The following is a 15,647-nucleotide window of genomic DNA, read 5'->3' on the forward strand; positions in this document are numbered from 1 at the left end:
AGAACAAGGTTCAATCTTTCGGTTTAAACCGCAACAGTCGGTTGGCGTTGCTCACCACGGTGATGGAGGAGAGCGCCATGGCTGCACCTGCGACCACCGGGTTCAGCAGCGTGCCGGTCAGCGGCCACAAAATCCCGGCGGCAATCGGAATGCCGAAACTGTTGTAGATAAATGCCCCCAGCAGGTTCTGCTTCATGTTGCGCAACGTGGCTTTTGAAATGGCCAGCGCATCAGCAACGCCCATCAGACTATGGCGCATCAGCGTGATCGCTGCCGTCTCAATAGCGACATCGCTCCCGCCTCCCATGGCGATACCGACATCTGCCTGAGCCAGCGCAGGGGCATCGTTGATGCCGTCGCCGACCATTGCCACCTGACGCCCCTGGCTTTGCAGTTTCTTGATGGCGTCAGCTTTACCGTCCGGCAGTACGCCAGCAATGACCTCATCAATACCGGCTTCTTTCGCAATGGCGTTGGCGGTGGTCGGGTTATCCCCGGTCAGCATGACCAGGCGATAACCTGCGCGGTGCAGGCGTTTTAAGGCATCCACACTGTCCTGGCGAAGCGGATCGCGCACGGCCAGCAGCGCGGCGGCTTTGCCATCCACCGCCAGCAGAACCGGCGTGGCGCCCTGAGACGCCTGCACCTTCAGCTCGCTTTCCAGCTCGGCAGTATCAATACCGTTTTCATTGAGCAATGCCTGGTTGCCCAGCAGCAGCGCGTGGCCTTCTGCTTCACCGCTGACGCCGAGCCCGCGCAGGGTGCGGAAATTGCTCACCTGCGGCAGGCTGGCATTCCCGGCTTTCTCAATAATCGCGCGAGCCAGAGGATGGCTGGAGCCTTGCTCAAGCGCGGCAGCAAGACGCAGTGCGTCATTTTCTGCCATACCTGTCGTATTCACGGCCACAACTTGCGGTTTGCCTTCGGTCAGCGTGCCGGTTTTATCAAACACCAGCGTGTCGAGCGTACTGGCGCGTTGCAGGGCATCGGCATCACGTACCAGCACGCCAAACTCGGCAGCGCGACCGACACCGGAGATAATCGACATCGGTGTGGCAAGACCGAGTGCGCAAGGGCAGGCGATGATCAGCACCGTAGTGGCGATCACCAGGGTATAAACAATCTGCGGCGCGGGACCGAAAAAGTACCAGATAGCCGCACTCAGCAGGGCAATACCGACCACCACCGGAACAAAAATGGCTGAGATTTTATCAGCAAGCTGGCCAATTTCTGGCTTGCTGCTCTGCGCCTGGCGCACCATGCGAATAATACGCGACAACGTCGTGTGGCTGCCGACGGCGCTGGCGGTGAACAGCACGCTGCCGTCCTGCACCACCGTACCGGCATGAACGGCGTCACCGTGGGATTTCTGCTGTGGAATGGGTTCCCCGGTGAGCATCGCTTCGTCCAGCCAGGCATCACCCTGTGTGATAATACCGTCAACGGGAACGCGGTCACCCGTAGTCAGGCGCAGAGTCATACCGGGCTGAACCTCGGCCAGCGGGACGCTCTTTTCACCATCCTCTGTGACTACCCGCGCGGTTGGCGGCGTTAAATCAAGTAATCTTTCCAGTGCTTTTGAGGAACGCTGGCGCGCGCGCGCTTCGAGCATATGGCCTAAGTTGATCAGGCCGATAATCATCGCACTCGCTTCATAATAAAGATGTCGCGCCTCCATCGGGAACCACTGAGGCCAGACGTTAACGCTCATCGAATACAGCCATGCTGCCCCCGTACCAAGGGCAACCAGCGTATCCATCGTCGCAGTGCGATTCTTCAGGCTTTTCCAGGCGCTGGTATAAAAATGTCCGCCTGCAACGATCATCACCCCAAGGGTGATCAAACCGATCGCCAGCCACAGCGTGCGGTTATCGTCGGTGACCATCATGTTGTCGCCGAGCATGCCCCACACCATCACCGGAACCCCGACCAGCAGGGCCACTATTGCCTGCCAGCGGAAGCGTTTCATGGTGGCAACCGCCGTTTCCTGCTGACGTTCACGACGCTTTGCATCGTCTTCGATGGCTTCAGCGCCGTAGCCTGCTTTTTCAACGGCCTGCACTAAGTCTGCGGCGGAGGCACTGCCCATCACCAGCGCGGTGCGCTCCGCAAGATTGACCCGTGCCTGTGCGACGCCCGGTACGGCCTGCAAGGCATTTTGTACCCGGGAGACGCAGCTGGCGCAGCTCATGCCGTTGATCAGCAGCTGTTGGCTGTCATCAATATCATCAGCTACCGGAAGCTCAGGAGTGGCCGCTGTCAGTGCTTCCGACGGGGATGATGACTCTGCCAGCGGTTTAGCCTTTGGGTGGCTCAGCTCCGCCCCGTAACCTGCCTGTTTGATGGTGTCGATCAGCGAATCCGCACTGGCGCTGCCGGTCACGGCGGCATGATCGATGGTGACTTCAGCGCTTTCAACATCAGGACGCTGTTCCAGACTTTCTTTAACGCGTTTGACACAGTGGCCGCAGGAGAGGCCGTCCAGTGTCAGGTCAATAGTGTGAGACATAACTAAACTCCCGTATAATGATCTGGTCAGATGTTGACCGGAGTAACGCTTTTCACTAACTGTTATGAAGGTTAAACCTTCCATCAAGGGGAAGGTCAAGGGGGAAATGTGAATATCAGTGATGTTGCGAAAAAAACCGGCTTAACCAGCAAAGCGATTCGCTTTTATGAAGAGAAAGGGCTGGTGACACCGCCGCTGCGCAGCGAAAACGGCTACCGTAGTTACACGCAACTGCATCTTGACGAACTGACGCTGCTGCGTCAGGCAAGACAGGTCGGTTTTAATCTGGAAGAGTGTGGCGAGCTGGTGAATCTCTTTAACGATCCGAAGCGTCACAGCGCTGATGTGAAAAATCGCACGCTGGAAAAGGTGGCTGAGATTGAACGCCACATCACCGAGTTACAGGCGATGCGCAAACAGCTGCTGGCGCTGGCGGAATCATGTCCGGGAGATGACAGCGCCGATTGCCCGATCATAGATAATCTTGCAGGCTGCTGCCATCGTAAGGCATCTGTTTAACAGGCTTTAACCCGCAGAGTTATTCCTTCTACCGCAACGACCTCAACCCGCGTTCCGGCGCTGAGGTCATCGTCGGCCACGACAGGCCACGAACTGTCGCCCACGCGCATATGTCCACGCCCGTTCACCAGCGCGGTGTCGAGCGTAAAACGCTGGCCGACAATCTGCTGCCCGCGCTGATTAAGGTGCGCATCTAACGGTTTCTGCTCGTTAACCCGTCGGTTAAGCCAGCGCCACCACAGCCATGCAGCCACCAGTGTCAGTACGGCAAACAACGCACCTTGCCACGCCCAGTCGAGCGGCAGAAGCCACACGAGCAGCCCGGTAATGACGGCGGCGACACCGCTCCAGAGCAGGTAGCCGTTGCCGCCCAGCATCTCAGCGGCCAGCAATAACCCCCCGAGGCTTAGCCAGAAAGCGTGAGGATGTGCGGCGATGAGCTCAATCATTTTTTACGCTCGTTTCCGCTGTCTTTGATCAGTTCAGCGATCCCGGCAATAGAGCCCATCAGGCTGCTGGCATCCAGCGGCATCATGACCACTTTGCTGTTGTTTGCTGAGCCGATCTGTTTCAGCGCGTCGGTATATTTTTGCGCGACAAAGTAGTTCACGGCCTGGATATCACCAGCGGCAATCGCCTCTGACACCATCTGGGTGGCACGAGCTTCCGCTTCGGCTGAACGTTCACGCGCTTCCGCCTGGAGGAACGCAGACTGGCGATCGCCCTCGGCTTTGAGGATTTGCGACTGTTTTTCCCCTTCCGCTTTGAGGATCTCGGCCTGACGTACCCCTTCGGCTTCAAGAATGTAGGCACGTTTGGTTCGCTCAGCCTTCATCTGGGCGTTCATGGAGGCGATCAGTTCAGCCGGTGGGCGAACGTCGCGGATCTCAATACGGGTGACTTTGATCCCCCACGGATTCGTCGCTTCATCGACAATGTGCAGCAGTCGGGTATTGATGCTGTCTCGCTGTGAGAGCATCTCATCCAGCTCCATCGAACCCAGTACGGTACGGATATTGGTCATCGTCAGGTTAACGATAGCCAGCTCCAGATTGCTCACCTCATAGGCCGCTTTTGGCGCATCAATTACCTGAATAAAACAGACGGCATCAATGGTGACATTGGCGTTATCCTTAGAAATCACTTCCTGAGAAGGAATATCCAGCACCTGTTCCATCATGTTGATCTTACGACCAATTCTGTCCATGAAAGGGACAATCAGGCTTAAACCTGGCTGTAATGTGTTGGTGTAACGTCCGAAACGCTCGACTGTCCACTGGTAACCCTGCGGGACAATTTTGACACCAGCGCCGACAATAACCAGCGCAACGAAAATAAGGACAGGAACAACGATGAGCATAAAAACCTCCTGTTTTGCATGCTGTGGCGGAAACCATATGGCTGTTTGTTGACCCTAAGTATACGAGGAAAGTCGCCATACAATCACTAATCGCCGTAGACTACTGCTAATTATTGGGATGAAGGCAGGAAATAACATGAAGGATAACAGCGCGATTTTAACAATCGCGGATGTAGGCTACCGTGTGGGTGAAACCACTATTCTGAATAATGTCAGCTTTACCGTTTCGCCGGGGGAGTTTCGTTTGATCACCGGGCCATCGGGCTGCGGGAAAAGTACGCTGCTAAAAATCATTGCCTCGCTGCTCAGCCCCACCTCAGGCAAGATTTTTTTTGAGGGGAAGGATATTGCAACGCTCTCTCCTGAGGCGTATCGCCAGCAGGTATCATACTCGGTACAGACGCCCACGCTCTTCGGCGATACGGTGTATGACAACCTGATTTTTCCCTGGAAAATTCGCAATAAGACGCCCGATCCTAAGCGATTATCGGCCGATCTGGAACGTTTTGGCTTGCCGCAGGAGACGCTGACCAAAGCCGTGAGTGAGTTGTCGGGTGGAGAAAAGCAACGCGTCTCGCTGATCCGTAACCTGCAATTTTTACCCAGGGTGCTGTTGCTGGACGAAATCACCAGCGCGCTGGATGAGGCCAATAAGCGCAACGTTAACGACATCATTCATCATTACGCCAGCAAGCAGAATGTTGCCGTGCTGTGGGTGACGCACGACGCTAACGAAATAACCCATGCGGATGACGTGATTACGCTCCAGCCGCACGGTGGGAAAATGCAGGAGGCTAACCGTGGGTGAGCATAATATTACCAATGAATCCCTGGCGTTTTCGATGGTGCTGGTGCTGATTGCGATTGTGGTCAGCTATCGGGAAAAGCTGGGGCTGGAAAAAGATATTCTGTGGAGTATCTGCCGGGCGGTTATTCAGCTGATTATTGTCGGCTATGTGCTGAAGTATATTTTCAACGTCAACCACGCCGTGCTGACGCTGCTGATGGTGCTTTTTATCTGCTTTAACGCAGCGTGGAATGCGCAAAAACGCAGTAAGTACATTGATAAGGCCTTTATCTCGTCGTTTATTGCCATTACGACCGGGACGGCGCTCACGCTGGCAGTGCTGGTGCTCTCTGGTTCAATTGCGTTTACGCCAATGCAGGTCATCCCTATTTCCGGAATGATCGCCGGAAACGCGATGGTTGCCGTGGGGCTGTGTTACAACAATCTGGGCCAGCGGTTCAGCAGTGAACAGCAGCAGCTGCAGGAGAAGTTAAGCCTGGGGGCAACGCCTAAAATGGCCTCGGCGCGGCTGATCCGTGAGAGCATCCGTTCATCGCTGATCCCGACGGTGGATTCTGCCAAAACGGTGGGACTGGTGAGCCTGCCGGGTATGATGTCGGGTCTGATTTTTGCGGGTATCGATCCGGTAAAAGCGATTAAGTATCAGATCATGGTAACGTTTATGTTGCTCTCAACGGCGAGCCTGTCAACCATCATTGCCTGTTACCTGACCTACCGGAAGTTCTATAACGCGCGCCACCAGCTGGTGGTGACGCAGTTGAAAAAGACGGGATAATATCGGCTTTTGTCGGCCCGGTAAGGCGAAGCCGCCCCCGGGCAAAGTGCATCAATACAGCAGCGCGTACAGCTGACGACGATACTTCGACGCCAGCGCGTCACCGGTGCCCAACGCGGCCAGAATTTCCTGGAACATCTTACGCGCCTGGCCGTCTGCGGCAGCCAGATCTTTTTGCAGATGGCTAAACAGCAGCTCCAGTGCTTCTTCGTTACGCCCTACCTGATGCAGCTGCAGCGCCAGCTGGCTTGCCAGCGCGGCATCGGCCGGGTTGTCAGCTACCTGCTGTTGCAGCTGCTGAATTTCCGGGGTGTCTGCCGCCTGCTTCAGCAGCTCAATTTGCGCGACCAGCCCCTGGTAACGGGTGTCCTGATCCTGAAGTGGAACCGTCTTCAGCACGGCTTCTGCGTCTTCTGAGCGGTGTAGCGCAATCTGCGTTTCCGCCAGCAGCAGACCAATCTGGCTGTTTTGCTTCGACAACTGCCATGCCTCTTTGAGCAGCGGCAGCGCCTCGTCATATTTGCCTTCCTGCATTAGCGCCATGCCTTCCTGCGCTTTCAGCTCTTCTTCACGCGGCAGGACTTTATCCAGCAGAGCGCGAATAGCCTCTTCCGGCTGCGGCCCCTGGAAACCATCAACAGGCTGACCGTTCTGGAAAAGATAGACGGTTGGAATCGCGCGCAGACCAAACTGAGATGCCACCATTGGCTCGGCGTCACAATCCAGTTTGGCGAGAATGAACTGGCCGTTGTACTGTGCGGCAAGGCTTTCCAGTACCGGCGTCAGCTGCAGGCAGTGCTGGCTTCGCTCAGACCAGAAGTAGAACAGCACCGGTTTGGTCATTGACTGTTCGAGGGTCTGTTGCAGGTTTGCTTCAGTAATATTGACGATATTCTGTACGGACATGCGGCTTTCTCTTTTGTCGGTTTGTTCTTTACATGGGGGTGAGCGTCGTTGCTTCAACTCAACCGTGTAAAATTTTGTCCATCATCCGGCCCGGCAGCAGGCGTTTTAACCAGCCTACGGCATGGGTGACCAGCGTCACCGGATAGCGCATTTTTGGATTTTCACTCTCAAAAGCATGGCGCACTTTGGCGACAACCGCTTCCGGCCCGAGGGTAAAACGTGCGGCGATGCCAGGGTTTTCGACCGGTTTGTCCGCCTGCGTCTGGTTGACGTTTTCGGTAAAGCGGGTGCGGATGGGGCCGGGTTCAATCAGGCTGACCTTAATGCCGCTGTGACGCAACTCCATGCGCAGGGCGTCAGACCAGGCCTCCAGCGCATATTTGCTGGCGGCGTAGGCGCCGCGGCCTGGGGTGGAGATCAGGCCCATCACCGAGGAGGTCATCACGATACGTCCTTCACCGTGCGGCAGCATAGCGGGGAGCAAGCGCATAGTCAGTTGATGCACGCCGAAGAAGTTGGTCGAAAACTGTTTTTCCAGCGTTTCGCGGGAGAGGGTATCCAGCGGGCCATACACGCCATACCCGGCATTATTAAAAAGACCGTACAGACGGTTGTCGGTCAGGGCTATCACCTCATCGGCGGCGCGTTCAACGCTTTGCGGTGAGTCCAGATCCAGTAACACGCCGGTAAACCCCATCCCGTTCATGCGTTCGACATCGTCGGGTTTACGGCAGGCTGCCAGGACCCGAAATCCCTGGCGCTTTAATTCGAGCGCGCTTTCAAGGCCAATTCCACTGGAACATCCTGTAATTAAGACCGATTTTTGCATAACTTTACCTGTCAGGATCTCCGCTTAATCAGGAGTCATGTTTAACTAAAGGGGCCAGCCGCGTTGCCATCCAGTCGGCAATAAACGGCTGAGCATCGCGATTGGGATGGATCCCATCGTCTTGCATCCATTGGGGTTTGAGATAGACCTCTTCCATGAAAAATGGCAGCAGCGGAATATCAAACTCTTTGGCAAGCTTTGGGTAGATCGCGCTAAAGGCCTCATTATACCGACGACCGTAGTTAGCGGGCAGGCGAATTTGCATCAGCAGCGGCTGGGCGTTTGCTGCCTTGATGTCCTGCAGAATGGTGCGCAGCGTCTGTTCTGTTTGCTGAGGCTGAAAACCGCGCAGGCCATCATTGCCGCCAAGCTCAACCAGCACCCATCGCGGCTGATGCTGTTTGAGTAAGGCAGGCAGCCGCGACAAGCCCTGCTGCGAGGTATCGCCGCTGATGCTGGCATTGATCACCGGCGTTGTGCTCTGCCATTTATCATTGAGCAAAGCAGGCCAGGCCGCGCTGGCGGCCATGCGATAGCCTGCACTCAGGCTGTCGCCGAGAACCAGTAACGTGTCCGCTGCCGCCGCGCGGAAGGTCATCAGAATCAAAAACAGGAAGGGCAAATGCCAGCGGAAAACAGTGTTGAAGTTCATCGTCTTAAGAAATCCGTCGGTCAGGGGGAACACGAGCTTTCCATCCTTACTGGAGTTGAACTCGTTGTCAAACGCGCTGAAACCATCGCGCTGATTGGCGAATCCGGTTCCGGTAAGTCTACGCTGCTGGCAATTTTGGCGGGTCTGGACGACGGAAGCAGCGGAGAGGTCCACCTTGTCGGGCAACCGCTGCATCAGCTTGATGAAGAGGCGCGCGCTGCGCTGCGTGCGCGACACATCGGTTTTGTTTTTCAGTCCTTTATGCTTATTCCGACGCTGAACGCGCTGGAAAACGTCGAACTCCCGGCGCTTCTGCGTGGCGAAAATAGCCGTGAAAGCCGCGCGCATGCAAAGGCCTTACTGGAGCAACTGGGGTTGGGCAAACGCCTCGACCATCTTCCGGCACAGCTTTCCGGCGGGGAGCAACAGCGCGTGGCGCTGGCGCGCGCGTTTAACGGTCGTCCGGAGGTACTGTTCGCTGATGAGCCTACCGGTAACCTTGACCGTAAAACCGGGGACAAGATTGCTGACCTGCTGTTTTCGCTCAACCGTGAACATGGCACTACGCTGATCCTCGTGACCCACGACCCGCAACTTGCCGCCCGCTGTGACCGTCGTCTGCGGCTGGTCAACGGTGTTCTTCAGGAGGAAGCATGATTGCCCGCTGGTTCTGGCGCGAGTGGCGCTCGCCCTCGCTGCTGATAGTCTGGCTGGCCTTAAGCCTGGCGGTAGCGTGCGTGCTGGCGCTCGGCAGCGTCAGCGACCGCATGGAGAAAGGGCTCAGTCAGCAAAGCCGGGAGTTTATGGCGGGAGACAGGGCGCTACAAAGTTCACGCGCGGTTCCGCCGGGCTGGATTGATGAAGCGCGCAAGCGGGGGCTCAAGGTCGGGGAGCAGATAAGCTTCCAGACCATGACCTTCGCGGGCGAAACGCCGCAGCTGGCAAGCGTCAAAGCCGTCGATGACATCTACCCGATGTATGGCGAACTGCAAACCAGCCCGCCAGGGTTGAAACCCAAACCCGGCACGGTGCTGCTGGCACCGCGCCTGATGGCGCTGTTGAACCTGAAAACGGGCGACAGCATTGATGTCGGTGATGCTACGCTGAAAATTGCCGGGGAAGTGGTTCAGGAACCTGACTCCGGGTTTAATCCGTTCCAGCTCGCGCCGCGATTACTGATGAACACCGCCGATGTGGCGAAAACCAATGCCGTACAGCCGGGTAGCCGCGTCACCTGGCGCTATAAGTTTGGCGGCACGCCTGCCCAGCTTGACGCGTATGAAAAATGGCTTCTGCCGCAGTTAAAACCGGAACACCGATGGTACGGGCTGGAGCAGGACGAGGGAGCGCTCGGTAAGTCCCTCGAGCGTTCTCAGCAGTTCCTGCTGCTTTCGGCCCTGTTAACGCTATTGCTGGCAGTGGCGGCAGTTGCCGTCGCAATGGGGCACTACTGCCGCAGCCGTTACGATTTGGTGGCGGTTCTCAAAACGCTGGGTGCGGGCAGGGTGCAGTTGCGTAAGCTGATTGTCGGCCAGTGGCTGATGCTGCTGCTTTTCTCGGCCTTCACCGGCGGGGTAATGGGGCTACTGTTCGAAAAACTGCTGATGGTGATGCTGAAACCGGTGCTCCCGGCAGCATTGCCGCCGGCCAGCCTCTGGCCGTGGCTGTGGGCGATGGGCGCGATGACGGTAATCTCGGTGCTGGTGGGGCTCCGTCCTTACCGGCTGTTGATTGCGACGCAGCCGCTGCGTGTTTTACGCCGTGACGTCGTGGCAAACGTCTGGCCGCTGAAGTTCTACCTTCCTGTGATAATCGCGGTGGCGGTTGGGCTGCTGGCCTGGCTGATGGGGGGCAGCACCCTGTTATGGGCAGTACTGTCCGGGGCGGTTGTGCTGGCGCTGCTGTGCGGCGTACTGGGCTGGATACTGCTCAATATTCTGAAAAAAATCACGGTAAAATCGCTTCCCGTGCGGCTGGCAGTGAACCGTCTGCTGCATCAGCCCTGGTCCACGCTCAGCCAGCTTTCGGCGTTTTCGCTGTCGTTTATGCTGTTGGCACTTCTGCTGGTGCTGCGAGGCGATCTGCTGGATCGCTGGCAGCAGCAGCTTCCGCCGGAAAGCCCAAACTATTTCCTGATCAATATCGCGCCTGAGCAGGTCACGCCGCTGAAGGGATTTCTGTCGGAGCATCACATTATCCCCGAGTCGTTCTACCCCATCGTTCGCGCACGGCTGACGCAGATCAACGGTCAGTCAACGGAGGGGAACAAGGACGAGTCGCTTAACCGCGAGCTGAACCTTACCTGGCAGGAGAAACGCCCTGACCACAACCCGATAACCGCCGGCACCTGGCCGCCGAAAGCGGGAGAGGTGTCGATGGAGGAGGGGCTGGCGACGCGCCTGAACGTGAAGCTGGGAGACAGCGTCACCTTCACAGGCGATACCCAGGATTTCACCGCGAAAGTCACCAGCCTGCGTAAGGTGGATTGGGAAAGCCTGCGGCCCAACTTCTTCTTTATCTTCCCGCCGGGGGCACTGGACGGACAACCGCAGAGCTGGCTGACCAGCTTCCGCTGGGAAAACGGCAACGGCATGCTGACGCAGCTTAACCGGGAATTCCCGACGGTCAGCCTGCTGGATATCGGGGCGATCCTGAAGCAGGTGGGACAGGTGCTGGAGCAGGTGAGCCGCGCGCTGGAGGTGATGGTGGTGCTGGTGACGATCTGCGGCGTGCTGTTGCTGCTGGCCCAGGTGCAGGTGGGGATGCGCCAGCGCCATCAGGAACTGGTGGTTTACCGGACGCTGGGGGCCGGTAAGCGGCTGCTGCGAATGACGCTCTGGAGCGAGTTTGCGCTGCTGGGGCTGGTGGCGGGTCTGGTGGCAGCCATTGGCGCAGAGACGGCGCTGGCGGTGCTGCAGACAAAAGTCTTCGACTTCCCGTGGGAGCCTGACTGGCGTCTTTGGCTGACATTGCCTCTCTTTGGTGCGGTACTGCTTTCCCTCTGTGGAGGCTGGCTCGGTACACGCTTGTTAAAGGGCAAAGCCCTGTTCCGCCAGTTTGAGAGTTGATTCAATGTGGTGATAATTACGCACCGGTTTTTATATCGGTGCGTAGTAATTTAATGGCACAAAAAGATAATACCAACTCATTTAGTAGCACAAAACATTAAAAAACCGTCCACACAGCCCGATTATTTCCAGTTAATATTCACCCGCTAAATATTTAGCAGCGTGTCTATTAAGGAAAAATAATGACTATAAAAAAATCAGCGCTGGCGGCAACGATCGGCGCGGCAGTGGCATTGACTACCTTCGCTTCTCAGGCGGAAATCACCGTTCTTAAGCAGGATCCTCAGGCGGGTAACCCGCTGAGCCGCCTGAACTTCACCGTGGGTGGGAGTATCCGTCCACAGTTCAACATGATGACCGGTGACGGCGACAAAGGTTCTTACAAGCGTAACGGCTTCGACGGTGGCACCCGTTTCCGTTTCGCAGCAGATTACTACCTGTTTGATGACATCAGTTGGGTAAGCTACTACGAGCTGGGCGTGAACTTCCCTGCAATGTTCAACTGGGACAACCACTACAGCGAAAGCGACCACGACACGACGCGTCGTATGCTCTACACCGGTCTGAAGAGCGACACCTGGGGTACGCTGACCTTCGGTCAACAGAACAGCGTTTACTATGATGTGGTGGGCGCGAAAACCGATATCTGGGACTACGACATGATCGGTCAGGCGCCAGGTAACGGGATCAAAGGCGATTACGACGGCTCTTACCGTTCACGTAATATGCTGAAATATAAGAAAACTGTGGGCGATGCTGACATTTATGCATCCTACCTGTTTGAAGACAGCGAATACCTGCCGGGCAACGGCCTGCGCTACAAGCGTAAAGGCGGCGGTTCACTGGGTCTGGATTACCACCTGACCACCGATCTGACCTGGGGCGCCGCGTGGAACTACACCCGTGCGGATATGCGTAACCCGGCCAATGGCGACAGCAAAACCTACGACCAGAACATCCTCGGTACCGCGCTGAGCTGGACCCCGGACAACTGGACATTCTCCGTTGGCGGCGGCTGGTATCAGAACTTCATGACCACCAAAAAAGTGTCTGTTAACGACTACTTCGCCGGTGATGCATGGGGTATTGAATACTTTGCGGGCTACAAGTTCCCAATTGGTCAGTATGCGGTTAAATCTATCCAGCCTTACTTCATGGGCGACCGTATTGACTACGTGAATGGCCGCAACTACCAGCGCATCGACAACGGCGTGGGTATCAGCTTCCAGCTGGATTACGGTTTCCGCGTGGACTACGAGCACGTGTTCACCTCCAGCACCGACGACCTGGGCGACATGAACCTGGTGCGTCTGCGTTACGACTTCTAAGTGATCTTGTAGGGTGCGGCCTGATGCCCTCACCCTGACCCTCTCCCACGGGGAGAGGGAACAAACATTAAAAACGGCAACCCTGGTTGCCGTTTTGCTTTTACCTCGCCACCCGGCTTTCTTTTAGCGATTAAGCCAGTCAGCTACCTCGCCGTACGTCCCGCGATACACAATCTTCTCCGCCTTTTTCTCCAGCTGATAGCCGTACATCGGGTCGTAATAGTCCTTCAGCAGCGGCGCAAGCCAGCTGAAGTGCGCATCCGTGCTGCCAGTACGTTGTTGTTTGACAAGCGCGGCGTCCAGTAAGACGGTAAATTCCGCAAAGCGCTGCAGCCCCAGACGGCGGCGAATGGCGAACAGGCCGTGGTGCAGGTACTCGCTGTACTCTTTCCAGCCCGCTTCTTCGCCGTAGGCAGCAGAAAAATCTGCCCACATATGGTCGAAATACTCTTCGCGCAGGCGCTCAAGACGGATCTCAAACGGATCCTCTACCACCACGATAGGCGCTTCAACCATGCGGTCACGCAGGCACTCCGGCAGGTGGTTGGAGCCAATCATCCGGCCTTCATCTTCCAGCACCCAGCGTGCAGCGTCTTTTTTTAATAGCTCAACCGCAAGGTGATTTTCAAAGCTGGCCTGGGAAAGCTGCGGCGTGAGCGTGCGGCCAAACGATGAACCGCGATGGCGAGCCAGCCCTTCCAGATCAATGCCCTGGACATGTTGCTTAACCAGCAGGGTTTTACCGCTGCCGGTACAGCCACCGATAAGTACCATCGGTTTTTGTGACTGCTCGGTTGTGACCTGAATCGCCGTCTGACGCAGGGCTTTATAGCCGCCGCGGATCAGCGGGTAGTCGACACCCGCCTCTTTCAGCCATGCCTGTGAGATGTGCGAACGCTGGCCGCCGCGTGCGCAGCAGAGATAGCCCTCAGGATGGGCAAGGCTGGCCTCCCGCCAGGCGTTGATCCGTGCCTCACGCGTTGCGCCGTTCACCAGACTATGGCCGAGCGCCAGCGCGGCCTCGGGGCCCTGCCGCTTATAGCAGGTGCCGACGGCGGCGCGCTCGTCGTCGTTCATTAAAGGCAGGTTGAGCGCGGCGGGCATCGCGCCCTGTGCAAATTCGATCGGCGCGCGAACGTCGATTAAAGGGGTATCGGACGCGAGGATCGCGCGATAGTCCGTTCCATCGTTCATGGTTATTCCAGAAGAAAACTCAGCAGCAATGGGCGGGGATTGTACGCCGGGGAAGGGGAAGGTCAACTCCCCGGCGCAGATGTCTTACTTGAGCTTTGACTGTGCCCAGACGATACCGCTCGCATATTCCGGCGGCAGAAGAGGGATGATGGCTTCGAGGGTGGCGCTCAGACGGCCCGTGTCGCTGTCGTTCAGGTTCAGGTGACCGACCTTACGACCCGGGCGAACCTCTTTGTCATACCAGTGCAGGTGTACCAGCGGCAGCTTAAGCCAGTCGTAGTTCAGATCGGTGCCGATCAGGTTGATCATCACTGACGGGCTATTCACCACCGGCTGCGGCAGAGGCAGCTCAGTGATGGCGCGCAGGTGCAGTTCGAACTGGCTGATGGACGCGCCATTTTGCGTCCAGTGGCCGCTGTTGTGAACGCGCGGCGCAAGCTCGTTGATCAGCAGACCGGACGGGGTGATAAAGCACTCCATCGCCATTACGCCGACGTAGCCCAGTTCGTGCATGATGGCAGACAGCATGTCTTCCGCCTGTGCCTGTTGTTCCGCACTGGCCTGCGGAAACGCCACGCTGGTGCGCAGAATGCCGTCCTGATGCAGGTTATGCGTCAGCGGATAAAACACAGTGTGGCCATCATGCCCGCGCGCGCCGACCAGCGACACTTCGCCGCTAAAGTTGATACCTTGCTCAACGATACACTCGCCGTAGCAATCATCCGGCAGTTCTGCCGTTTCATCTGCACGCAGGCGCCACTGACCGCGGCCATCGTAACCACCCACGCGGCGCTTCACGATGGCCAGTTCGCCCAGCATCGCGAAAACATCATTCCACTCGCTTTTATCCGACAGGAGCTGCCACGGTGCAGTCGGCAGACCGAGCTTGTCGAACAGCTGCTTTTGCGTCAGGCGGTCGGCAATAATCGGGAAAACATCGCGGTTAACAAAGGCGTTATGACGCGCCAGCTCGCGAGTAAGCGCCGTTTCCGGCCAGCGTTCGATCTCGGCGGTGATCACGCTCTGGTGGAACGGTACCGCTTCAGGTTCAGCATCCAGCCCGACGGGCCAGACGGAAATACCCAGCGGTTCACCCGCCTGGCGCAGCATACGGCCCAACTGACCGTTACCGAGGACGCAAACCTGCTTCATGCCGCACCCCGCGGGTCCGGATTGTCCAGCACCTCGTCGGTCTGTGCTTTACGCCAGTCAGCCAGACGCTGATGTAAGTCTTTATCATGCGTCGCCAGGATCTGTGCAGCCAGCAGGGCAGCATTTGCAGCACCCGCTTTACCAATCGCCAGCGTGCCGACCGGAATACCCCGCGGCATCTGCACGATGGAATAGAGGCTATCGACACCGCTCAACGCAGCGCTTTGTACCGGTACGCCCAGAACGGGTACCAGCGTTTTGGCGGCAATCATGCCTGGCAGATGTGCTGCGCCGCCCGCACCGGCAATGATCACCTCATAACCGTTCTCTTCAGCGCCTTCGGCGAAGCTGAACAGTTTGTCCGGTGTACGGTGTGCGGAAACCACTTCAACGTGGTGCGGAACATTCAGGATTTCAAAGATTTCGGCGGCGAACTGCATGGTAGCCCAGTCGCTTTTGGACCCCATCACGATGGCGACACGCGCCGGATTATTGCGGGAAGACATGCGTCTTAAAACTCCTGTGGTGCGAAACACACTGCTTTCGA

15 protein-coding genes are annotated in these 15,647 nt (G+C 57.1%); 6 read left to right on the plus strand and 9 right to left on the minus strand.

What is annotated here, in order from left to right; genetic code table 11:
- Positions 1-10 precede the first annotated feature (10 nt).
- The gene (copA, locus tag ACJ9Y9_RS05625) at positions 11-2,509 is read right to left on the minus strand and encodes a copper-exporting P-type ATPase CopA (protein WP_032666838.1); all 2,499 of its coding nucleotides are present in this window, start codon (positions 2,507-2,509) and stop codon (positions 11-13) included.
- A 108-nt stretch (positions 2,510-2,617) separates the two neighbouring features.
- On the opposite strand from copA, the gene cueR reads away from it, so the two are divergent.
- Complete coding sequence (cueR, locus tag ACJ9Y9_RS05630) at positions 2,618-3,028, plus strand: Cu(I)-responsive transcriptional regulator (protein WP_028017595.1); 411 nt, start codon at positions 2,618-2,620, stop codon at positions 3,026-3,028.
- Here cueR and ACJ9Y9_RS05635 read toward each other — a convergent pair.
- Positions 3,025-3,477, minus strand: coding sequence for an NfeD family protein (locus tag ACJ9Y9_RS05635; RefSeq protein ID WP_028017594.1), 453 nt, complete (start codon positions 3,475-3,477; stop codon positions 3,025-3,027). The genes cueR and ACJ9Y9_RS05635 overlap by 4 nt on opposite strands.
- Entirely contained in the window at positions 3,474-4,388 is a 915-nt protein-coding gene (locus tag ACJ9Y9_RS05640) for an SPFH domain-containing protein (protein WP_024906863.1), read from the minus strand. The genes ACJ9Y9_RS05635 and ACJ9Y9_RS05640 overlap by 4 nt, the downstream gene beginning before the upstream one ends.
- A gap of 136 nt (positions 4,389-4,524) precedes the next feature.
- Between ACJ9Y9_RS05640 and fetA the strand changes: the two genes are divergently transcribed.
- Positions 4,525-5,196, plus strand: coding sequence for an iron efflux ABC transporter ATP-binding subunit FetA (gene fetA / locus ACJ9Y9_RS05645; protein WP_028017593.1), 672 nt, complete (start codon positions 4,525-4,527; stop codon positions 5,194-5,196).
- Positions 5,189-5,971, plus strand: a complete 783-nt coding sequence (gene fetB, locus ACJ9Y9_RS05650; protein ID WP_028017592.1) for an iron efflux ABC transporter permease subunit FetB — start codon at positions 5,189-5,191, stop codon at positions 5,969-5,971. Before fetA ends, fetB begins: the two co-directional genes overlap by 8 nt.
- 51 nt (positions 5,972-6,022) lie before the next feature.
- Here fetB and ACJ9Y9_RS05655 read toward each other — a convergent pair whose 3' ends face one another.
- Genes ACJ9Y9_RS05655 through tesA form a run of 3 tightly spaced genes read right to left on the minus strand, consistent with a single transcriptional unit; the run spans position 6,023 to position 8,358 of the window.
- The gene (locus ACJ9Y9_RS05655; RefSeq protein WP_023293125.1) at positions 6,023-6,877 is read right to left on the minus strand and encodes a co-chaperone YbbN; all 855 of its coding nucleotides are present in this window, start codon (positions 6,875-6,877) and stop codon (positions 6,023-6,025) included.
- 58 nt (positions 6,878-6,935) lie between these two features.
- Positions 6,936-7,706: an SDR family oxidoreductase gene (locus ACJ9Y9_RS05660; RefSeq protein WP_028017591.1), complete on the minus strand. Its 771-nt coding sequence runs from the start codon at positions 7,704-7,706 to the stop codon at positions 6,936-6,938.
- Positions 7,707-7,734: 28 nt separating this feature from the next.
- Positions 7,735-8,358, minus strand: coding sequence for a multifunctional acyl-CoA thioesterase I/protease I/lysophospholipase L1 (gene tesA / locus ACJ9Y9_RS05665; RefSeq protein ID WP_028017590.1), 624 nt, complete (start codon positions 8,356-8,358; stop codon positions 7,735-7,737).
- Here tesA and ybbA point away from each other — a divergent pair.
- From ybbA to ACJ9Y9_RS05680, 3 genes are all read left to right on the plus strand, one after another.
- Positions 8,329-9,015 carry a putative ABC transporter ATP-binding protein YbbA gene (gene ybbA / locus ACJ9Y9_RS05670; protein WP_028017748.1) on the plus strand — a complete coding sequence of 229 codons (687 nt, stop codon included), beginning with the start codon at positions 8,329-8,331 and terminating at the stop codon, positions 9,013-9,015. The two genes, tesA and ybbA, sit on opposite strands and share 30 nt — an antisense overlap.
- Positions 9,012-11,426 carry a putative ABC transporter permease subunit YbbP gene (gene ybbP, locus ACJ9Y9_RS05675; RefSeq protein WP_028017589.1) on the plus strand — a complete coding sequence of 805 codons (2,415 nt, stop codon included), beginning with the start codon at positions 9,012-9,014 and terminating at the stop codon, positions 11,424-11,426. Before ybbA ends, ybbP begins: the two co-directional genes overlap by 4 nt.
- A gap of 182 nt (positions 11,427-11,608) precedes the next feature.
- Complete coding sequence (locus ACJ9Y9_RS05680; protein ID WP_024906872.1) at positions 11,609-12,754, plus strand: porin; 1,146 nt, start codon at positions 11,609-11,611, stop codon at positions 12,752-12,754.
- Positions 12,755-12,877: 123 nt separating this feature from the next.
- Here the strand turns inward: ACJ9Y9_RS05680 and mnmH are convergent, their stop codons facing one another.
- The 3 genes from mnmH to purE all read right to left on the minus strand — a co-directional run bounded on the left by mnmH (position 12,878) and on the right by purE (position 15,606).
- Complete coding sequence (mnmH, locus tag ACJ9Y9_RS05685) at positions 12,878-13,948, minus strand: tRNA 2-selenouridine(34) synthase MnmH (protein ID WP_028017588.1); 1,071 nt, start codon at positions 13,946-13,948, stop codon at positions 12,878-12,880.
- An 84-nt stretch (positions 13,949-14,032) separates the two neighbouring features.
- Entirely contained in the window at positions 14,033-15,100 is a 1,068-nt protein-coding gene (gene purK, locus ACJ9Y9_RS05690) for a 5-(carboxyamino)imidazole ribonucleotide synthase (protein ID WP_028017587.1), read from the minus strand.
- On the minus strand, positions 15,097-15,606 hold the full coding sequence (gene purE / locus ACJ9Y9_RS05695) for a 5-(carboxyamino)imidazole ribonucleotide mutase (RefSeq protein ID WP_028017586.1): 510 nt from the start codon (positions 15,604-15,606) through the stop codon (positions 15,097-15,099). Before purE ends, purK begins: the two co-directional genes overlap by 4 nt.
- Positions 15,607-15,647 lie beyond the last annotated feature (41 nt).

Source organism: Enterobacter sp. CPE_E1241 (assembly GCF_045618265.1).
GTDB classification, from domain to species: domain Bacteria; phylum Pseudomonadota; class Gammaproteobacteria; order Enterobacterales; family Enterobacteriaceae; genus Enterobacter; species Enterobacter adelaidei.